At 59.8% G+C, this 19,849-nt stretch carries 24 protein-coding genes; 14 read left to right on the plus strand and 10 right to left on the minus strand.

The window, feature by feature from the left end; all coding sequences use genetic code 11:
• Positions 1-5: 5 nt before the first annotated feature.
• The 4 genes from WNZ14_RS19625 to WNZ14_RS19640 form a co-directional block, all read right to left on the minus strand.
• On the minus strand, positions 6-347 hold the full coding sequence (locus tag WNZ14_RS19625; RefSeq protein WP_342870371.1) for a tRNA-binding protein: 342 nt from the start codon (positions 345-347) through the stop codon (positions 6-8).
• A 24-nt stretch (positions 348-371) separates the two neighbouring features.
• Positions 372-1,184: a pyrroline-5-carboxylate reductase gene (gene proC / locus WNZ14_RS19630; protein ID WP_342870372.1), complete on the minus strand. Its 813-nt coding sequence runs from the start codon at positions 1,182-1,184 to the stop codon at positions 372-374.
• Position 1,185: 1 nt separating this feature from the next.
• Complete coding sequence (locus tag WNZ14_RS19635; RefSeq protein ID WP_342870373.1) at positions 1,186-1,686, minus strand: YbjN domain-containing protein; 501 nt, start codon at positions 1,684-1,686, stop codon at positions 1,186-1,188.
• Positions 1,687-2,022: 336 nt separating this feature from the next.
• On the minus strand, positions 2,023-2,343 hold the full coding sequence (locus tag WNZ14_RS19640) for an accessory factor UbiK family protein (RefSeq protein WP_342870374.1): 321 nt from the start codon (positions 2,341-2,343) through the stop codon (positions 2,023-2,025).
• A gap of 241 nt (positions 2,344-2,584) precedes the next feature.
• On the opposite strand from WNZ14_RS19640, the gene lgt reads away from it, so the two are divergent.
• The 6 genes from lgt to WNZ14_RS19670 all read left to right on the plus strand — a co-directional run bounded on the left by lgt (position 2,585) and on the right by WNZ14_RS19670 (position 8,449).
• A complete protein-coding gene (gene lgt / locus WNZ14_RS19645; protein ID WP_342870375.1) occupies positions 2,585-3,418 on the plus strand; it encodes a prolipoprotein diacylglyceryl transferase in 834 nt (277 codons plus the stop codon).
• A gap of 23 nt (positions 3,419-3,441) precedes the next feature.
• A complete protein-coding gene (locus WNZ14_RS19650; protein WP_342870376.1) occupies positions 3,442-4,542 on the plus strand; it encodes a class I SAM-dependent methyltransferase in 1,101 nt (366 codons plus the stop codon).
• Between the two features lie 103 nt (positions 4,543-4,645).
• Positions 4,646-5,464, plus strand: a complete 819-nt coding sequence (pgeF, locus tag WNZ14_RS19655; protein WP_342870377.1) for a peptidoglycan editing factor PgeF — start codon at positions 4,646-4,648, stop codon at positions 5,462-5,464.
• Entirely contained in the window at positions 5,448-6,602 is a 1,155-nt protein-coding gene (locus tag WNZ14_RS19660; protein ID WP_342870378.1) for a Xaa-Pro peptidase family protein, read from the plus strand. Before pgeF ends, WNZ14_RS19660 begins: the two co-directional genes overlap by 17 nt.
• A 119-nt stretch (positions 6,603-6,721) precedes the next feature.
• The gene (locus WNZ14_RS19665) at positions 6,722-7,321 is read left to right on the plus strand and encodes a hypothetical protein (protein ID WP_342870379.1); all 600 of its coding nucleotides are present in this window, start codon (positions 6,722-6,724) and stop codon (positions 7,319-7,321) included.
• Positions 7,322-7,516: 195 nt separating this feature from the next.
• Positions 7,517-8,449 (plus strand): ribose-phosphate pyrophosphokinase, encoded by a 933-nt coding sequence (locus tag WNZ14_RS19670; protein ID WP_342870380.1) that lies wholly within the window; start codon positions 7,517-7,519, stop codon positions 8,447-8,449.
• Between the two features lie 6 nt (positions 8,450-8,455).
• On the opposite strand, the gene chrA is transcribed toward WNZ14_RS19670, so the two are convergent.
• From chrA to WNZ14_RS19685, 3 genes are all read right to left on the minus strand, one after another.
• A complete protein-coding gene (chrA, locus tag WNZ14_RS19675) occupies positions 8,456-9,766 on the minus strand; it encodes a chromate efflux transporter (protein WP_342870381.1) in 1,311 nt (436 codons plus the stop codon).
• Entirely contained in the window at positions 9,759-10,100 is a 342-nt protein-coding gene (locus WNZ14_RS19680; protein ID WP_342870382.1) for a rhodanese-like domain-containing protein, read from the minus strand. The genes chrA and WNZ14_RS19680 overlap by 8 nt, the downstream gene beginning before the upstream one ends.
• Before the next feature lie 194 nt (positions 10,101-10,294).
• A complete protein-coding gene (locus WNZ14_RS19685; protein ID WP_342870383.1) occupies positions 10,295-10,900 on the minus strand; it encodes a TetR/AcrR family transcriptional regulator in 606 nt (201 codons plus the stop codon).
• A gap of 103 nt (positions 10,901-11,003) precedes the next feature.
• On the opposite strand from WNZ14_RS19685, the gene WNZ14_RS19690 reads away from it, so the two are divergent.
• The 5 genes from WNZ14_RS19690 to pth all read left to right on the plus strand — a co-directional run bounded on the left by WNZ14_RS19690 (position 11,004) and on the right by pth (position 15,107).
• Entirely contained in the window at positions 11,004-11,447 is a 444-nt protein-coding gene (locus WNZ14_RS19690; protein ID WP_342870384.1) for an ABA4-like family protein, read from the plus strand.
• Positions 11,444-12,277 (plus strand): hypothetical protein, encoded by an 834-nt coding sequence (locus tag WNZ14_RS19695; RefSeq protein WP_342870385.1) that lies wholly within the window; start codon positions 11,444-11,446, stop codon positions 12,275-12,277. Before WNZ14_RS19690 ends, WNZ14_RS19695 begins: the two co-directional genes overlap by 4 nt.
• A 304-nt stretch (positions 12,278-12,581) precedes the next feature.
• Positions 12,582-13,406, plus strand: a complete 825-nt coding sequence (locus WNZ14_RS19700) for a LysR family transcriptional regulator (protein WP_342870386.1) — start codon at positions 12,582-12,584, stop codon at positions 13,404-13,406.
• Between the two features lie 280 nt (positions 13,407-13,686).
• Positions 13,687-14,328: a 50S ribosomal protein L25/general stress protein Ctc gene (locus tag WNZ14_RS19705; protein WP_342870387.1), complete on the plus strand. Its 642-nt coding sequence runs from the start codon at positions 13,687-13,689 to the stop codon at positions 14,326-14,328.
• A gap of 32 nt (positions 14,329-14,360) precedes the next feature.
• Positions 14,361-15,107 carry an aminoacyl-tRNA hydrolase gene (gene pth, locus WNZ14_RS19710; RefSeq protein WP_342870388.1) on the plus strand — a complete coding sequence of 249 codons (747 nt, stop codon included), beginning with the start codon at positions 14,361-14,363 and terminating at the stop codon, positions 15,105-15,107.
• Positions 15,108-15,157: 50 nt separating this feature from the next.
• On the opposite strand, the gene clpS is transcribed toward pth, so the two are convergent.
• On the minus strand, positions 15,158-15,469 hold the full coding sequence (gene clpS / locus WNZ14_RS19715) for an ATP-dependent Clp protease adapter ClpS (RefSeq protein ID WP_342870389.1): 312 nt from the start codon (positions 15,467-15,469) through the stop codon (positions 15,158-15,160).
• A gap of 195 nt (positions 15,470-15,664) precedes the next feature.
• On the opposite strand from clpS, the gene WNZ14_RS19720 reads away from it, so the two are divergent.
• The gene (locus WNZ14_RS19720; protein ID WP_342870390.1) at positions 15,665-16,114 is read left to right on the plus strand and encodes a YHS domain-containing (seleno)protein; all 450 of its coding nucleotides are present in this window, start codon (positions 15,665-15,667) and stop codon (positions 16,112-16,114) included.
• 30 nt (positions 16,115-16,144) lie between these two features.
• On the opposite strand, the gene WNZ14_RS19725 is transcribed toward WNZ14_RS19720, so the two are convergent.
• Positions 16,145-16,519, minus strand: coding sequence for a hypothetical protein (locus WNZ14_RS19725; RefSeq protein ID WP_342870391.1), 375 nt, complete (start codon positions 16,517-16,519; stop codon positions 16,145-16,147).
• Positions 16,520-16,654: 135 nt separating this feature from the next.
• Positions 16,655-17,413: an SDR family oxidoreductase gene (locus tag WNZ14_RS19730; RefSeq protein ID WP_342870392.1), complete on the minus strand. Its 759-nt coding sequence runs from the start codon at positions 17,411-17,413 to the stop codon at positions 16,655-16,657.
• A 160-nt stretch (positions 17,414-17,573) separates the two neighbouring features.
• Here WNZ14_RS19730 and WNZ14_RS19735 point away from each other — a divergent pair, with 160 nt between their 5' ends.
• Positions 17,574-18,464, plus strand: coding sequence for an AraC family transcriptional regulator (locus tag WNZ14_RS19735; protein ID WP_342870393.1), 891 nt, complete (start codon positions 17,574-17,576; stop codon positions 18,462-18,464).
• A 130-nt stretch (positions 18,465-18,594) separates the two neighbouring features.
• On the plus strand, positions 18,595-19,698 hold the full coding sequence (gene ychF, locus WNZ14_RS19740; RefSeq protein WP_342870394.1) for a redox-regulated ATPase YchF: 1,104 nt from the start codon (positions 18,595-18,597) through the stop codon (positions 19,696-19,698).
• Positions 19,699-19,849: the final 151 nt, after the last annotated feature.

Consider the following 19,849-nt stretch of genomic DNA (forward strand, 5'->3'; position numbering starts at 1 on the left):
CCGGCTCACATCAGCCGTGAACCGTTGGCGACCTTCCTGTCGACCCCGGCCAGCACCACTGCGCCCTGCTCGTCGAGAAATCCGAGCGTCAGCACTTCCGACATGAACGGCCCGATCTGGCGCGGTGGAAAATTCACAACCGCCATCACCTGACGTCCGACCAGCTCATCTGGAGAATAGTGCTCCGTGATCTGCGCCGAGGATTTCTTCTCGCCGATCTCGGGGCCAAAATCGATCCGCATCTTGATCGCGGGCTTCCGCGCTTCGGGAAACGGCTCGGCAGCAATCACAGTTCCGGTTCTGATGTCGACCTTTTCAAAATCGTTCCAGGTGATGGTGTCAGTCATTGAAAAACCCGTTTCAAGTCTGCTTCAGCCAGCCAGCTCGCGGGAGCGATCGGCGGCTGCCTTGAGCGCTTTGTCAAACAGCGGCTGGATGCCGTCTTCCGCCATCAGCACCGACAGCGCCGCTGCGGTCGTGCCATTGGGGGACGTCACGTTCTGTCTCAAGGTTGCTGCGCCGTCAGGGGACCGGTGCATCAGTTCACCACCCCCCGTGACGGTCGCGCGTGCGAGCCGCATGGCGAGGTCCGCCGGCAGGCCGCATTTGCGTCCCGCCTCCGCCATGCACTCGACCAGGTAAAACACATAGGCCGGGCCGCTACCCGATACCGCTGTAATGGCATCGATCAGGGCTTCATCCTCGACCCATTCGACAGGGCCACAAACCGACAGCAAAGCATCGATCTCATCTTTGGCCTCGGCACTGACGGCAGCATTGGCAACCGCGCCGGTGATGCCACGGCCAACCATGGCCGGCGTATTCGGGATCGACCGCACAATTGCGCCACCGAGACGTTCCTCGAAATAGGCGATGGTCTTGCCTGCCGCGATCGACAGACTCACAGTCTTGGGACCGACCAGACCGGTCAATCCTTCGAGTACGGCATCCATGACCTGCGGCTTTACCGCAAGCATCAGGATACCTGCCGTCAATCCCTCAGGTACGGAACTTTCACAGCGAACCCCGGCCGCAGCCAGCCGCGCCGCCATCGCTTCCGACGGCTTGGGGTCAATCACCACAATCGCAGCAGGATCGGTTCCCGCGTCCAGCCACCCATTCAGCATGGCGCCGCCCATGTTTCCGGCACCGACAAGAACCAGAGGGTTGGCGGGAGAAACCATCTTATGCCTCGCCGCGGGTTTCGAACATCACTGCAGTGATCGCGGACTTGGCGTCCATCCCGGACCAGACGACAAACTGGAAGGCCTGAAAATAGGCTTCGCAGGAATCGAGCGCATTCGACAACAGCACCTCGACCTGACGGTTGGTCGGCTCAGCCCCACCGGCGAGCAGCAGCGACTGGCGGAAAATGATCACGTGCTCCTGCTGCCACAGATCGAAATGCCCCATCAGCACCTGACCGTTGACGTGAGACAGAAGCTTCATAACCTCCGTCACGCGAACGTCGGGCACCTTGATATCGAAGGCGCTGGCGATGTGAAGCGCCTCGCAATCCTCCATCCAGGAAAACGAGACGTGGTAGTCCGTCCAGTGCCCCTCGACCGTCATCGCGATTTCATGCTCGCCCGACCGCTCGAACGTCCAGTCGTTGGACGCCGCCACGAACTCGATCATGTCTACCGGATTGGAGTGCCGTTCGAATTCGAGATTACTGAGATTCATGCCCCACCCTAGTTTCATTTCAAGCGTCTGCCGCACCGCGCTAACGGGAACCAGACAACAACATTTTCTACGCATGATTCACCCGCGACCCGGGGCGTCCGCACTTGCGACTTCTGCCGGGGCATTTTGACGCCCGTTCCGAATCATCATTTAGAATCAGTGTATAAATGCAGAGTCTGAGCGCCAGTCCCCCAACCGCATTTTGTCAGCCGCTGCCTGTGGACCAAGCTGCCAATCTGATTCCGCCGTGACTCATAACTGACTCACGCAAAAGGCTTTTTAAGCTTCGCAGTGCGGTGGATAACCTGCGTAAAAAAAAGTGGGTACAATCTGCGGTCAGGCGTTCTTGGTCGAGGCCTTCTTGGCTGCAGACGGTTTTTCGCCTTCCGCAGTGTCCTTTGCAGACTTTTTCGCTGGATTTTGCTCCAGCGCGTCGAGCCGTGCCGACAGCGCATCATTCTCTTCGCGCGCCTTGATCGCCATGTCGCGAACCGCCTCGAATTCCTCGCGCTTGACCAGATCCATGGAATTGAGAAGCCGCTCGAGCTGACTGCGCATCGCGGTTTCCATTTCCCGCCTCACACCTTGTGCCGCGCCCGCAGCATCTGTCATCAGCTTGGCAAGTTCGTCTAGAAGTCTGTTCGATCCGCTGTTCATCATCATCATCCCTGTTTCGGGTCCAGTTCGGGCAGTTCTGCGTATGCAGTCAACACCCTTGAGGTAGGCGCTCCAGCACCCGGTTGCAAGCCAAAGCATATGGCGCAAGGCTTGCGCAAAGCACGTATGGCATGCCACAGGAGCAAAGTTTTACGGAATCCATGTGGGAAACCTTCGTTGAAGCCATAAATATGCTGGTCCGGCCGTATAAGACAGAACCGGAAGCAGGAAGGATGCCGCTTTGGAGTATACAGCAACGCTGTTGTCGCTCATGGCCTTTCCGGACATTGATCCGGTGATCTTTGCCATCGGCCCGGTTCAGGTGCGCTGGTATGGTCTTGCTTACGTCATCGGCATCCTGCTTGGCTGGCGCTACGCCCGCAAGCTCGTTGAGAACGAGAAGCTCTGGCCAGCCACCGGCCCGCGCATGACAGCGCTCGATGTCGATGACTTCCTGCTCTGGGCAACGGTCGGCATCGTTGCAGGCGGACGGATAGGCTACATCCTGTTTTACGACTTTGCTGCCGTATCAGCCAATCCTGTGCGTGCTCTCGAGATCTGGAATGGCGGAATGTCGTTCCATGGAGGATTGCTCGGAACGCTTGTCGCCATGCTGCTTTTTGCCCGCAGCAGAAACATCCCGGTCTTCAACCTGTTCGATGTGGTCTGCGCGGTTGTTCCCGTGGGCCTGTTTTTCGGCCGGCTGGCGAATTTCATCAATTCCGAACTCTGGGGCAAGCTGACCGATGTACCCTGGGCATTCGTGTTCCCCACCGGCGGCCCCTTCCCGCGTCATCCGACCCAGCTCTATGAGGCCGCGCTCGAAGGCCTGCTGCTGCTCTCGGTGCTGGCCTGGATGATCTACCGCCGCCAGGCGCTCAAGCAGCGCGGGCTCATAGCCGGCAGTTTTGTCATGGGCTACGCACTGTCGCGCATATTCGTCGAGTTTTTCAGGGAGCCTGATATCCAGATCGGATATCTCGCCGGCGGCTGGCTGACCATGGGCATGGTGCTGTCCCTGCCGATGCTCGCTGTGGGCCTCTTTGTCGTCGCCACCGCAAGGTCGCGCGCTTGAGCAGGTCCGGAAAGGTCCCAGCCATGACGCCGCTTGCCGAGAAAATCAGGAATCTGATCGCGCAGACGGGCCCGATCAAGGTATCGGATTATTTCGCCATGTGTCTGGCAGATCCGGATCACGGCTATTACCAGACCCGCGAGCCTTTCGGCGAGTCAGGCGACTTCACAACCGCGCCGGAAATCTCGCAGCTGTTTGGCGAGATGATCGGAGTCTTTCTGGTGCAGGCCTGGCAGGTGCAGGGTGCGCCCGAACAGGTGCGCATCGTCGAGATCGGCCCCGGTCGCGGAACCCTGATGTCGGATGCCTTGCGGGTGATCGCTCGTCTTGCTCCGGAGCTCTATGCGTCAGCCACCGTTCACATGGTCGAAACCAGCGAGCGGCTGCGCAACGTGCAGCGCCAGACGCTGGTGAGGATGAAGCAGCGGATAACCTGGCACGACGCCTTTGAAGAAATTCCGGCTGGCTTCACCCTTATGGTCGCCAATGAATTGTTCGACGCGATTCCCATCCGACAGTTCGTCAAGACACCGCACGGGTTTTACGAACGCATGGTGGGCCTGGACGACAAGGGAGCGTTGACGTTCGGCCTCGGCCCGGACGGCCTCGACATATCGCTCCTGCCCATTGATGAGGACCGGATCCCCAATGGAGAGATCTTTGAAATCTCACCGGCAAGGTCAGCTGTCATGCAAGCTGTTGCGGCAAAGATAGTGAGCGACGGAGGCACTGCGCTGACCATCGACTATGGCCATCTCATCACCGGTTTCGGCGACACGCTGCAGGCTGTTCACCAGCATGAATTCGATCCGCCACTGGCTCGGCCCGGTGAGTCCGACCTGACCAGCCACGTGGATTTTCAGGTCCTGGCCGACGCCGCCAGGGCAGCGGGCGCCCATGTCCACAGACCCGTCACTCAGGGAGATTTTCTCGTCGGTCTCGGCATTGTGGAACGCGCCGGCGCCCTCGGGACAGGTCGTGACACTTTGACTCAGGCCACCATTAGCGACGCGGTCAATCGCCTCGCAGGAGAAGGCGAAGGCCGCATGGGAGCATTGTTCAAGGTGCTCGCCATCAGTGGCAAGCCGGTCCGGATCTCACCCTTTGATCCCCAGCCTGCGTGAGTTGGTGAATTGACAGACGGAGCCCGGATGGCCACCATCGGCACGGAGTAAGGCATAATCTGCGGATTCGCCTCGCCCTTTGGGCCCACGGGAGGACTAATTCATGACGGTTGACCGCAGCGCACCCGATCCGGTGCGGAGCGCACTGCTGGGTGACAGTTCCGCTGCCAATCCGATCGCCCACGGTTTCTTCAACCGGGCCGGCGGCGTGTCCAAGGGGCTCTATCGCGGTTTGAACGTCGGACTGGGCTCGAAGGACGACCGGAGCGACGTGATCGAAAACCGGACCCGGGTCAGCAAATGGTTTGACCTCGATGTCGACCGGCTTGTCACCGTGCACCAGGTTCATTCGCCGCGCGTCCAGATCGCAACATTGGAAAACCGCAACGAACGCCCGGAGGCCGATGCGCTGGTCACCAACACGCCCGGTCTGGTGCTGGGCGTACTGTCGGCGGATTGCGGACCGGTGTTGTTCGCAGACCCGGAAGCCGGCGTCATCGGCGCGGCCCACGCCGGCTGGCGCGGTGCCTTTGATGGCGTACTCGAAAGCACAGTTGCCGCAATGCAGAGCCTCGGCGCTGAAACAGGCCGCATCATAGCGGTGCTAGGCCCTTCGATCAGCCAGGACAATTACGAGGTCGGACCTGAATTCGTCGATCGCTTCCTGCAGCAAGACCAGGCCAACCAAACCTATTTTGTGCCGTCGGCCAAATCAGGCCATGCACTTTTTGACCTGAAACAGTATACAGTCGATCGGTTGCGCTCAGCCGGACTGAAGGCAGGGATGCTGCCCAAGTGCACCTACGCCGATGAGGACGCCTGGTATTCCTACCGGCGATCCACCCATCGCAACGAACCGGATTACGGACGACAGATCTCCGCTATCGCCATCAAGGAGGATGCCCATGGCCCTGCATTTTGAACGCGAGGAATACGCCGCCCGTCTGGAAAAGCTGACAGCCAGCATGCGCGAGGAGAAACTCGACGCCATGCTGCTGTTTGCCCAGGAGAGCATGTACTGGCTGACAGGCTACGACACGTTTGGCTTCTGCTTTTTCCAGTGCCTTGTGGTCAAGGCAGATGGCACGATGACGTTGCTGACGCGTTCGGCGGATCTGCGTCAGGCCCGCCAGACCTCGAACATTGAGCGCATTGTCGTTTGGACAGACCGGACCAATGCCGACCCTGCGCTGGATCTGAAGAACCTGTTGTCCGATCTGGATCTGCTCGGCGAACGCATTGGCGTGGAATACGACACGCACGGGCTTACCGGCGCGAACTGCCGCAAGCTCGACAATCAGCTGCAGAGCTTTGCCGAACTTGTTGACGAATCCTATCTCGTCAGCCGGTTGCGGCTGATCAAGAGCCCAGCAGAAATCGCCTATGCCAGACGCGCAGCCGAGCTGGCCGACGCGGCACTCGATGCGGCTCTGCCGCTGATCAAGCCGGGAGCCAATGAAGCCGACATTCTCGCCGCCATGCAGGGCGCGGTTTTCTCGGGCGGTGGCGACTATCCGGCCAACGAGTTCATCATCGGCTCGGGCGATGACGCGCTTCTGTGCCGCTACAAGGCCGGGCGCAGGCAATTGACGGCCACCGACCAGCTAACGCTGGAGTGGGCCGGGGTGTTTGCCCATTACCATGCGCCCATGATGCGCACCGTCATCATTGGCGAACCGACGCCGCGCCATGTCGAACTCTATGAAGCCTGCCGCGAATCGCTCGACGCCATTACCAGCATTCTCAAACCCGGCACCACGTTCGGCCAGGTTTTTGACGCTCATGCAGAGGTGATGGACGAACGCGGATTGACCAGGCACCGGCTCAACGCCTGCGGCTATGCGGTTGGCGCACGGTTTACGCCAAGCTGGATGGAGCACCAGATGTTCCACACGGGAAATCCGCTCGAAATTGCCCCTGACATGACGCTTTTCGTTCACATGATCATCATGGATTCTGAAACCGGCACCGCCATGACCCTGGGGCAAACCTACCTCACCACGGCAGACGAGCCTCAATCCCTGTCGGCCAAATCTCTCGACCTGATCACCGCATCCTAGGGACACATGCCTCCTGTGTGCCCCGCACAGCTTGTCAGTCGCAAGACCTGTCAAACCTTCAAAGATTGACAGGGCCGCCTCCGGGATTTCATAACAACAACGGAAAACGGGCGGGAACCATGATGCAACGCATCAAGACAGTCGGCATGATAGGGGCGTTGGCCGTAGCGATTGCGGGCTGCAACAGCACCGAGCAGACGCTTCAGCCCATTCCCGGGGACCAGCAGGCCACGGCAGACACGATGACGCCGGGCGGCGTTGATCCGTTTGCTGGCACCCCAAACCCTGCGACTGGACCTCAGGCACCGGGAACCGCGCCCGCTGCAGCACAAGGCCAGGCCTCCCTGCCCGCAGGACAGATGCGCGGGCAGATCCGTTTCATGCCGGTTATCGGCGCACCCGTGAACGCAGTGACGCCGCTGTCGCGCCAACTTGCTGTGGAAGCACGCAATCGCGGACTGGCGATTCTGAGCGCTTCCGATCCCGGCGGCGACCACGTCCTGAAAGGCTATTTCTCAGCCGACAATTTTGATGGCCAGACAACCGTGTTTTACGTCTGGGACATTCTGGATTCAGCAGGCAACAGATTGACCCGGATTCAGGGACAGGAGGCCTTCCCTGGAGGCAGCGGCGATCCATGGGCTTCGGTGTCAGCCGAAGTGATGGAACGGATCGCAACCCGGACCTTGGCGGACTACGCCGCTTGGCGCCGTCTCTGACAGCTCGAAAGCCGGTTCTTCTGTGCTTTGCCGGCGTCACTTCTCAAGAAGTTTAACAGAAAAATTACATCGCTGACCGATGCGCGCTTGCAATCATCAAATCCCCCGCTAAAACGCGGGCCAACGGGTTGGCGCCCCGTCCTGATGCGTGATCCTGCGCATGAGCGACGCGGCCGGAAAAACAGGCGGTCCCAAATGAAGGTTTTCGCAGGAAACTCGAACCGGCGTTTGGCGGAGTCCATTTGCAATTATCTCAATGTGCCTTTGGGCAAGGCAAGCGTCCGGCGCTTTGCCGATCAGGAGATATTTGTCGAAATCCAGGAAAACGTTCGCGGCGAAGACGTTTTCATTCTTCAGTCGACCTCCTATCCGACCAATGATCACCTGATGGAACTGCTGATCATGATCGACGCCTTCCGCCGCTCCTCGGCCAGGCGCATCACTGCGGTGCTGCCCTATTTCGGCTATGCCCGCCAGGACCGCCGCGCGTCGGGACGTACGCCGATTTCGGCCAAACTCATCGCCAACCTGATTACCGAAGCCGGCGCCGACCGTGTTCTCACACTTGACTTGCACGCAGGCCAGATCCAGGGATTTTTTGACATCCCGACGGACAACCTGTTCGCCATTCCGGTGATCGCACGTGACATCAAGTCGAAGTACGAGCTCGAAAATGTCATGGTCGTATCACCTGACGTCGGCGGCGTGGTTCGCGCCCGTGCGCTGGGCAAGCGACTGGGCTCCTTGCTGGCGATCGTCGACAAGCGTCGCGACCGGCCGGGTGAATCCGAAGTCATGAACATCATCGGCGAAGTTGAGGGCAAGGACTGCATCCTGATCGATGACATCGTCGATTCCGGCGGCACCTTGTGCAACGCCGCCGAAGCCCTTCTTGCCAATGGCGCAAAGTCAGTGACGGCTTACATTACCCATGGTGTGCTGTCGGGTGGCGCGGTGGCACGCGTTTCGTCTTCAAAGCTGAAAGAGCTTGTGATCACGGATTCGATCCAGCCGACACAGGAAATTCAGCAGGCTCCCAATATCCGGGTGATTTCGACCGACGCCCTGATCGGCGAAGCCATCAACCGCACCGCCGCCGAACAGTCGGTCTCCAGCCTGTTCGACTGACATCGGTCAGCTCAACAAGACGGCTGCGATACCGGCCAGCGTGGCGGCGCCAAGTAGCACGAACAGGTTGATGTGGAAGCGGAGCAGCGCCACGCTGGCACAAAGCGCAATGGCGAGTGCGGCTATATTAAACGTCGAAACATCCGGAACCGGCAGGGTGAACGGCCAGAACGCGGCCTCGCGCACACGTCCGAACAACACGTGAAGCGCGAACCAGACCGCAAGATTGCAGATCACGCCGACCACGGCTGCGGTGATCGCCGACAATCCGGCTGACAGCCATTTGACCGAGCGCAGCCGCTCGATGTGCGGCGCACCGGCAAAGATCCAGAGGAAGCACGGCGCGAAGGTAAAGAACATCGCCAGCGTTCCGCCAATCAGCCCTCCCGTCAGCGGATCAAGCCCCGCTTCCCGCGCGCCACCGAGAAAACCGACAAATACAAGCACCAGGATCAGCGGCCCCGGCGTCGTCTCCGCAAGCCCAAGGCCCGCCAGCATATCGCCGGGCATCAGCCATCCATGCACCTCCACCGCCTGCTGCCCGACATAGGCCAGCACCGCGTAAGCGCCGCCGAAGGTGACAATCGCCGCCTTGGAGAAGAACAGCGCCATGGCGGCATAAGCATCGGGAACGCCGGGCACGAGAAGCAGCATGGCCAGCGGCGAAAGCCAGATCAGGCCCCAGACAAGAACCGCCCGCAGCGTCGGCCCGGCCAACCCCGGCAAATCGGTGGCCAGTTTCTCCAGATGCAAGATTTCACCTGAAGGCCGGATCACCGAAGCCAGGATGCCGATTGCCCCTGCCCCAAGCACAATGAGCGGAAATGGCAATTTCAACAGCGCGATGGCGACAAACGCCGAGACCGCCAGCACCCAGGCGAGACGCGACTTGAGCGCACGCTTTGACACCCTGATCAGCGCCTCGACGACGATTGCCAGCACCGCGGCTTTCAGCCCGAACAGAATGCCCGCCACCACCGGCAGATCCCCGTGATGGAAGTAAAGCGCGGACAGTCCCATGATCACCACGAAGCCCGGTAGGACGAACAGCAGACCGGCCAGCAGGCCGCCACCAACACCCCGCAGCAGCCAGCCCGAATAGGTCGCCAGCTGCATGGCTTCAGGCCCGGGCAGCAGCATGCAGAAATTCAGCGCATGCAGAAATCGCGGCTCATCCAGCCATTGCCTTTCCTCGACCAGTTCGCGGTGCATCAGCGCGATCTGGCCGGCTGGCCCGCCGAAGGACAAAAGCCCGATGCGCCCAAAGATGCGGAACAGTTCGCTGTAGGATGGCGTCGCAATGGAGAACTCACGCATCGGTGTCAGCCACCGGCTCGACCGGAAGACCGGACTGCTTCCAGGCTTCGAAGCCGCCCTCCAGCAGCACAGCCTCGATCCCCGTATCAGCGAGATAACCGCGCACTGCCTGGCTCACCTCATGTCCATGGACGCAATACGCCGCCACCCTCATTCCCTTGAATTCACCCGCCCAGTTTGCCGCATCGAACGGATGCCGCCAGCGCGCGCCGGGAATTGCCAGACCGGACCCAGATCGTGCTGCGGGCTTTCTGACATCAAGGATGATGATTTCGTCCCCAAGCGTTTCCAGCTCGGTTGCCGATACAGATATTTCGTTGTGGTTTTGTGACATGAGTGCGCTCCGCAAGATCTTGCGTTTTTCGCGGAGCTTGGAGCCACTCCAGCACGTGGTAGGCTCTCAACGGGAGGTCCGGATTTCCCCGTTCGTGAAAACTACTCATGTGGAGTTGCATGGTCAATACGCAGCATTGGAATGCCCCCTCTCGCACTCAGTGCCTCGACCATCTCCTGTGCTCAGCCCGCCGGTCAGGCCATCGCTCTCTTGATGATATCGTTGAGAACCGCGTCCCGGTCCTCTGGCGCCTTGCAGTCCGGGAAGCCAAGTCTGTCGGAAATGTAAAGCTCCGAAAAACCATGCACCATGCTCCAGATCGCCATCACATCGGTCATTGCCGTTGGCTCTTCGAAAGGCGACACGCCTCGCAGCCGGGCGACCCCATCAGCCAGATGCATGAACGAGGCCTGTGCGGCTGCGGCCAGTTCCTCTGATTTGACGTTCGACATGTCGGTCGCGAACATCAGCCTGAACAAGGCCGGCGAGCTGATGGCAAAATCCAGATAGCCGTGACTGGAGGCAAGCAATTGCTGCCGTGCGTCCTTGCTCGTCTCGGCTGATTGTCGCGCCTGCATGGCCGCGAGAAAACGCCTGAAGCCTTCAGTGGCGAGCGCATCAAGCAGTCCCTTTGCATCGCCGAAGTGATGCGCCGGCGCCGAATGGCTGACACCGACATTCTTGGCCACCGATCTGAGCGAAAAGCCCGCAACCCCGGTTTCCGAAAGCACGGCTTCGCCCGCCTTGATCAGCGCCGCGCGCAGGTCGCCATGATGGTAGCTATCTTTTGATTTGAGCATGAGCGAACAATAGCGCGCCATCTGGACAGCGTCAATTTCATCTTGACAATGACAAGATAAAGCCTCAGCCTTGATCTAGTCACTGTCCAGATGGAGTTCTCCCATGCAATCCGACACCCTCTTTCAACTCTCCGGCCCGCTGGCGATGCTCGGCTGGCTGGCCTTGGCGGCATCCCCGCTCGCCCCTCGGCTGACCCAGCTTGCAGCCAGCCTTGTCATTCCGGTCATCCTGTCGCTCGGCTACACCGCTCTCATTCTTGCCAACTGGTCGGGTGCGGAGGGCGGGTTCAGCAGCCTGCCCGATGTCATGCTGCTCTTCACCAATCCGGCAGTCGCTCTTGCCGGCTGGCTGCACTACCTCGCATTCGACCTGTTCGTCGGCGCCTGGGAGGTTCGCACCGCGCGTTCCGCGTCCATCCCGCATCTTCTGGTCCTGCCCTGCCTGGCTCTCACATTCCTCTTCGGCCCCATCGGTCTGCTGGCATTTCTCGGCCTGCGGCTGGTGCATGGCCGGTTCGCAACCCAGACCACCAAAGGTGCCGCATGACCGACATGGCTTTCGCTCCCCTCTCCCGCTCAACCCGGAAGCCCGGCCTGTTTGACGCCGAGCCGCTGTTTGCAGCAACCGGGCTGCTGATCGGCCTGTCGCTCGCCCCCACTTTGGCGGCCATGGCGCTAGACCACAGGCAGTTTCTCGGCGAAAACGTCTGGCTCAAGCCGATCAAGTTCCAGATCGCGCTGACGCTCTATCTGCTGACGCTTGCCTACTTCGCCCGCTGGCTGCCAACAGGCATGACCGCACGCCGCAGCTATCGGCTCTACTCAGGCGTTGTCATCTTTGCGATCGTGGCAGAACTGGCCTGGGTCAGCGGCGCTGCCATGTATGGCGTCGCGTCCCATTTCAACGTGACCACTCCGGTGATGCAGGGCATCTATGGCCTCATGGGGCTCTTTGCCGTCCTGCTCACCTCCGCGACGCTTGTTCATGGCATTGCCATCTGGCGCAATCCCCGGACCGGCCTGGCGCCAGCCCTGCATCTGTCCATTGCGCTCGCTCTGGTTCTGACTTTCATTCTGACGCTGATGGTCGCGGGAACCATGGCCTCGCTGCCCGGTCATCTGGTCGGCACGCCTTTGACGGGAGCAACTGTGCCGATCATCGGCTGGTCACGCGAGGTGGGCGACATGCGGGCCCCGCATTTCTTCGCCACCCATATGATGCATGCATTGCCGGTCGCCGGACTGCTGGCGGTAGCACTGCTGCCGCAACGATTGGCATCACTCGCCGTCTGGGCCTTTGCCATCCTTCTCACCGCTTTCATCACGGCAAGCTTTGCCGGCGCCCTCGCGGGCCTGCCGCTGATCCCGCAGTTCTGAACCGGACGATCCGATATGGCCGCAGCAATCGCCCGGGCAGACGGGCGCTCAACGAAAGCCAATCGACCAAAGCATAAATCGCACAACTGCTCCATCCGCCATGCAGTTCCATAAATGCGTCCTCATCCCGCAGCGCCTTTGACTTATCGGCTTGCGGAAATGGCACATTGCCATTTCCCATGCTGGGCTTGTCGTTCTCCATCTTTGTCTCCTTTCAAAATCCGCCGGGCCGCTCCCTTGACGTGGGCACGTTTTAATGGCTCGGTGCGGGCAATGAAATGAAACGCTTTGAACAGTTCTTTTCATGAATGAAACGAAAATCAGCTGGGACGACCTTCACCTGTTTCTCGCGGTCGCGCGTGAAGGCGGCTTGTCGCCTGCCGCCAGAGTGACCGGACGCAGCGCCGCCACGCTCGGACGGCGCATGCTGGCGCTCGAACGCTCGCTCGGGCGGGAACTCTTCGTTCGCCATGAACGCGGCTATGAGATGACGGAGGAAGCACGCAAATTGCTCGACGATCTGGCCGAGGTGGAAACCCGCATCGCCAGACTGCCTGCTTCATCTGACAGCAAGGACCGACCACTGGTAAAAGTCTCCGCAGGAACATGGACGACCCTCGCCCTGCTTGAAGGACTGGACGACATCACCGGAGAACCCGCCGACATCCGGATCCGCTTTGTGTCCGCCGAAGCCACTCTCGACATTCAACACCGCGAAGTTGTCATTGGCTTCCGCAACCAGCGTCCGACACAAGACGGTCTGGCCGGACGGAAATTGTCACGCGTCGAGTTCGCACCCTTTGCAAGAAAGGATGCGCCCGAACGCTGGATCAAGGTCCTGGCTGACACCCCATCGGCACGCTGGCTCGACAGGATGATCGGCAACGATGCCGTCTGCGAGGTCACATCGCCCCGCAACAGCCTAGACCTGGCGCTGGCCGGCAAGGGCATCGCGCTCCTGCCAACATTCCTTGGTGACCGGCAGAGCGGGCTCAAACGAGCCGGCGGCACCATACCCGAGCTCGACCATGACCAGTGGATCGTCACCCATCACGATGATCGCCATCTGCCTGAAGTTCGCCGGACCATCGACCGACTATGTCAGGTTCTTGAACCGGGGCATCGCTAAGGCCAAGCCTAGTTCGGCTTCAATGGCCACCCTGCCTGCAAAAAACATCCGAATGCCTTGCCGGTGAACCGTCAGCAGGTCGCTGAACCTGCCAAAGCCTTGCAAATGCCCCTCGCAAGCTTGCTTTTGCGCGGTCGCTCGTCTATAGCGGCCACGTCCGTGCAGACACCCTTGGAGGCAACGCGGATGAAGCGCCGGAAACGGCGCTTGATGTTTTTTAGGACCGACGCAAGCCGGTGACCGAAAAACAGCCCCATATAGAACCTCGAAAGGTTATGCCATGAGCAATGCTGCATATGAGCTGAAGGCCGAGGCGCGCGCACAGGTTGGTAAGGGGTCCGCCCGTGAACTTCGCCGCAACGGTTTGATTCCTGCTGTCATCTACGGTGACAACAAAGACCCTGTTTCCATCGCGCTCTCGCGCAAGGATGTGACCAAGAAGATCCACGACGGCGGTTTCCTGACCACTCTCGTGACCATCGAAGTCGACGGCAAGAAGCACTCCGTGCTGCCGAAGGACTATCAGCTTGATCCCGTCCGTGACTTTCTGATGCACGTCGATTTCCTGCGCGTGTCGAAAAACACCCAGGTGACTGTGGAAGTTCCGGTTCACTTCGAAAACGAAGAGAAGTCCCCCGGTCTCAAGCGCGGCGGCGTTCTCAACGTCGTGCGTCACACGGTCGAGTGCAACTGCCCTGCAAACGCCATCCCGGATTCGATCACTATCGATCTTACCGGTCTGGAACTCGGCGCAGGCATCCACATTTCGCACGTCACCTTGCCTGAAGGCGTCGAGCCGACGATCACCGATCGCGATTTCACCATCGCCACCATCGCATCGCCTGCCGGCCTCAAGAGCGACGACAACGCCGCTGGCGGCGACGACGCTTCTGAAGAAGCTGAAGACGAAACCGAAGAATAAGCCGCTTGGCGGATTTTTGAGGGTCTGGCTCCATGTTGCTCATCGCAGGACTTGGAAATCCCGGCCCTCAATACGCCAGGAATCGGCACAATGTCGGATTCATGGCGGCGGACGCAATTGCCCGCCGCCATTCGTTTTCCGGGTTTTCGAAAAAATTCCGGGGTGAAATCGCCGAAGGCACGCTTGCCGGCGAAAAAGCACTGATCATCAAACCCATGACCTTCATGAACCTGTCGGGTGACAGCGTCGGCGAAGCCATGCGGTTCTACAAACTCAGCCCTGCCGACATCATCGTCATTCACGACGAACTCGATCTTGCGCCCGGCAAGCTCAAACTCAAGCTCGGTGGTGGCAATGGTGGCCATAATGGCCTCAAATCCATCGACGCCCATTGCGGCAAGGACTACCGGCGGCTCCGGATCGGGATCGGCCATCCCGGGCACAAGGACCGCGTCAACCCGCATGTGCTGGGCGACTTTGCCAAGGCCGACGCCGAATGGCTGGAGCCGTTGCTCGATGCGATTGCCGACAATGCCGAGCTGATCGCCAAGGGCGACGACGCTGGCTTTTTGAACAAGATCGCGCTGGCCACGGGAGCTGCTGAGCCAAAGCAGGCCAAGCCCGAAAAGCCTGCGAAAGCCGGTGCCGGCGGCAAACCCGCTGCGACGGCAAAATCCCACATCCGGCAAGCCCACAACTCCGCTCAGCCGAAGAAACTGCCGACCTCCGGCCCGATGGCCGACATGCTGAAAAAACTGTTCGGCAACAAGGACGAGTAAGCCGCTTCTGCACGGCGATCAGACAGCAGGACAGCTTATTAGCTGCCTGCTCATTCCTCCGGCTCAGTGGCAAACATCAGCGGGAAACCAGCCTGCTTGGCGAGATCCGTCGCCTCCTTGGCCTTGGTCTCAGCCACATCCTTGGTGCACACCACGATGACACAGCTGCCGAAACGGTGCGCCGTAAGCATCAGGCGGTAGCCGGTGTCCTCGCTCAGACGGAAAACCGCCTTGAGCACCAGAATGACGAACTCGCGCGGCGTGTAGTCGTCGTTGAACAGAATGACCTTGTAGAGCTTTGGCTTCTCGAGCTTCGGTTTCACCTTCTGCTTCGGCGCCACTTTGGTGTTGTTGTCGCTCATCGAAAAAACCTCCTGAGAGGGGTGGAGCGTTGACACACCTTGATACTTGCATCACGGCCGCGGTGTTTCAAGGTGCTGCACCGCGGCGGGGCGTTATCACGGATTACCATGACGCAGCTCACACGATCGTCATTCCCGCTTGAACGGCGAATTTGCTAGGCTCTGAATTGAAGATCAAAGCCCGGAGGAGCGCAAATGACCATGATCGAAAAAGCAGGCAGAACGATAGCCTCGTCATTTCTGGCCTTTATGATCCTTGCGGGCGCGGCAATCGCCGGCGACAAGAACCTGACGTTCCACGGCATAGCGATACAGGGCTACGACCCTGTCGCCTATTTCACCGATCACAAACCGGTCCCCGGCAACCCCGATATCACCGCGGCGCATGACGGAGCGATCTATCAGTTCGCTTCTGAGGACCACAAGGCGGCCTTCGACGCCGACCCGGAAAAGTATGTCCCGCAATATGGCGGCTACTGTGCCTATGGCGCATCTCAGGGCTACAACGCCTCGATCGAGCCTGAGCAGTTCACCATCACCGACGGCAAGCTCTATCTCAATTACAATGCCGATGTCCGCACGCGCTGGGACCAGGACCGAGCCGGTTACATCAGCAAGGCGGATGTCTACTGGGCTTCGCAATAATTTCAGGCAAATCCGGCAAAGCCCGAGCGATTACAGTTCCGCGATGCGCTGCCAGAACAGATCGACAAATGCGTCGATGCCAGCATCGATAAGCTGGGCAATACCAACTCCTGCACCATCCATGAACAGCATCGCGGCAAGGCCACCCAGGACGCAGGACACCACGTAAAGCCGCAGGTTCTTGAGGCTGTCGAGGCGGTAGTACCCGGCATCATCGAATTCCGTGCCCCAGATATGGTCACCCCAACTGTAGTCGCCGGACACGAATATGTTGACCGCCGGTGTATCGGAAATCTTGTCGGGAAAAACGTTGAATACCGCCCGACCAACATGCGCGAGCACGCCAAACAGCGCGAACGCAAAACCGGCGACAACAAAATGCCAGGTGGCAAGCTCGGTTTCCATGACACTCTCTCCTGGAACTGACCGTCGCAGGATCATACAAAAACCTTTCCACCGGGTTGATTGCCCTGACGCCGCAGGGACCGGCGATCTCGGCCGGCCCCTGCTCGCAACAGCTCCTGACGTGGCGCCCGTGACTTACAGGTACATTCCGCCCGACACTTCGATACGCTGCGCGGTCATCCACTGGTTATCGCCCAGAAGGATCGAGGCCACAGCACCGCCGATGTCATCAGGCAACCCCACCCGGCCCATCGCGGTGTTGCTCGCCACCATGGCGTTCAAATCCGCAATATCGCGAACCGCGCCGCCGCCGAAATCGGTCTCGATGGCACCAGGAGCGATTACATTGACGGCAATGCCGCGCGGCCCGACTTCCTTCGCGATATAGCGGCTCAAAACCTCGACCGCCCCCTTCATGGCGCTGTAAGCGGCATAACCCGGCAGGCTGAAACGGGCCAGGCCTGAAGATACATTGAGGATGCGACCACCATCGGCCATCAGCGGCAGCAGCCGCTGGGTGAGGAAAAACACACCTTTGACATGGACATTCATCAGCGTGTCGAACTGCTCTTCAGTTGTCTCTGCAAAAGCAGCGTTGATGCCCATGCCGGCGTTGTTGAATAGGAAGTCGAATGTGCCTCGCTCCCACACAGTCCCGAGTGTTTTGGTGAACTGGTCTGCAAAGGCGTCAAAGCCTGCCGTCTTCCCGGTATCGAGCTGCAGGGCCGCAGCCTTGCCACCAAGTGCCTCGATTTCCGCGACGACTTCCGCCGCCTCCTCGGCGCGGGAGAGATATGTGATGACGACACCCACCCCTTGGCGAGCGAGATGAAGGGCTGCATTGCGGCCCAGGCCGCGGCTGCCGCCGGTGATAAGTGCGATTTTGTTGGTCATGACAGGTTCCTTAGGTTGGCTGTGTGCCCTTGTAAGCCGCAGCGCGGGCGAACAGCCTGCCATATCCTCCGGGAGTTCTGCCCATTCCTCCGAAACAGCAAATCCGAGAGTGACCTGCCGCCCCCGAGAGCGTATCTCTTTGAAGTGAAAGGAACACGTCATGACCACGCTGGATTTCGCTCAAAAAGTCGATGAGTTCATCGGCAAGAGCACCGATACCATCAAGAGTTCCGCAACGAGCATCTCTGGACTGTGGGTTCACCGTCAGACAATGCCCAATGCTTACGAAGCGACGATCTATGAGCCGGTCATTTGCCTTAACCTCCAGGGGCGCAAGGAAATCTCCATCGGTGACAGGACGGTGGAATTTGGCGCCGGGCAATCCCTTATCGTAAGCCACGGTCTGCCGGTGATGGCACGGGTGACAGAAGCCAGCCCGGAACGCCCCTATCTGGCAGTCATCGTGGCACTCGACAGCGCAATCTTGCTAAGTCTCAGCGATGAAGTCGGAAACGCCTTTCTCGAAGAGCGCCAGGCGCGATCGCTTTCGACCAACATGACCGATTTCAGGCTGGTTGAGGCGATTGCACGGTATTTCGCCCTCACCTCCGACCCCGTCGAGGCCAAGGTGATGGCGCCCCTCATCCTCAAGGAAATCCATTTCCGGCTGCTTATGGCAAGTCATGGCGGCATGCTCAGGCAGTTGATGCAGCGCGACAGCCATGCCAGCCGGATATCCCGTACCATTGCCAAGATCCGCACTGATTACCGCGCACCACTGGCAGTGGCAGGCCTTGCCGATGAGGCGGGCATGAGCCCGTCATCGTTTCACGAGCACTTCAAGCAGATCACCGGAACCACGCCGCTTCAATACCAGAAGGATCTGCGCCTGATGGAAGCGCGGCGCCTGATCGCCATCGATGGGGTATCGGTATCGTCTGCGGCCTATGATGTTGGCTACGAGAGCCCCACCCAGTTCAGCCGTGAATATTCGCGCAAGTTCGGCACCCCTCCGCGAAACGATGCCTATCGTTCCGCCATCGCGGTCTGAGCGGCCTTCTTTAACCGGGCGAACGCACTAATTTGGCGGCAAGTTGGCAACTCGCCGCCGGATCGCCCCTTGACGCGGCACGCCACATCCATACAAAGCCGCAAGTATCTACTCGAAGGACACCAATTCCATGGGTTTCAAATGCGGCATCGTCGGCCTGCCCAATGTCGGCAAGTCCACACTGTTCAATGCGCTGACGCGGACGGCCGCCGCGCAGGCGGCAAATTATCCGTTCTGCACGATTGAGCCCAACACCGGCGAAGTCGCAGTACCCGACCCGCGGATGCAGAAGCTCGCGTCGATCGCCGGCTCCAAGGAACTCATCCCGACCCGGATCTCGTTTGTCGATATCGCCGGCCTTGTGCGCGGCGCCTCCAAGGGCGAAGGTCTCGGCAACAAGTTCCTCGCCAACATTCGCGAAGTCGACGCCATCGTTCACGTGCTGCGCTGTTTCGAGGATGATGACATCACCCATGTCGAGGGGCGCATCAATCCGGTTGGCGATGCAGAGACCATCGAAACCGAACTGATGATTGCCGATCTTGAAAGCCTTGAGCGCCGCACCGAGCAGACCCGCAAGCGCGCCGGCTCCAAGGACAAGGAGTCAATGACGGTCCTGCCGATGATGGAAGCTTCGTTGAAGCTCTTGCAGGACGGCAAACCAGTCCGCACCATGCTGAAGTCCCTGGCCGCTGAGGACATCGAGATCCTCCAGGGCCTGAACCTTCTGACATCGCATCCCGTGCTTTATGTCTGCAACGTATCCGAGGAAGATGCTGCAACGGGTAATGCGCACACTGAAGCCGTCGCCAAGATGGCCGCAGAACAGGGTGCCGAAAGCATCGTCATTTCTGCAGCCATTGAATCGGAAGTGGCGCAGCTGCCGGATGAGGAATCAAAGGAATTCCTCTCAGCCCTTGGTCTGGACGAAGCAGGCCTCGACCGCTTGATCCGCGCGGGCTACCAGCTCCTCGACCTGATCACCTATTTCACCGTTGGCCCGAAGGAAACCCGCGCCTGGACGATCGAGCGCGGCACCAAGGCACCTGCCGCCGCCGGGGTCATCCACACGGATTTCGAACGCGGCTTCATCCGGGCCTTCACAATTGCCTATGATGACTATGTCACGCTCGGCGGTGAAGTTCCCGCCAAGGAAGCCGGCAAGGCGCGTGACGAAGGCAAGGAATACGTCGTTCAGGATGGTGACGTCATTCACTTCCGCTTCAACACCTGAGGGCATACGCTCTCAAAGCTGAGGCAGCCATTTTGGCGGGGTCGCCGGTGCCACGGTCGGCGCTCACGGGCCGCAAGTGGCGAATTCCCGGCTTGCCTTGGCACACAAACACGCCCGAGCTTGAAAACTCGGGCGCACGGCCGACAGACAA

The sequence above is a fragment of the Hoeflea sp. AS60 genome, from assembly GCF_038900115.1.
GTDB lineage: Bacteria > Pseudomonadota > Alphaproteobacteria > Rhizobiales > Rhizobiaceae > Hoeflea.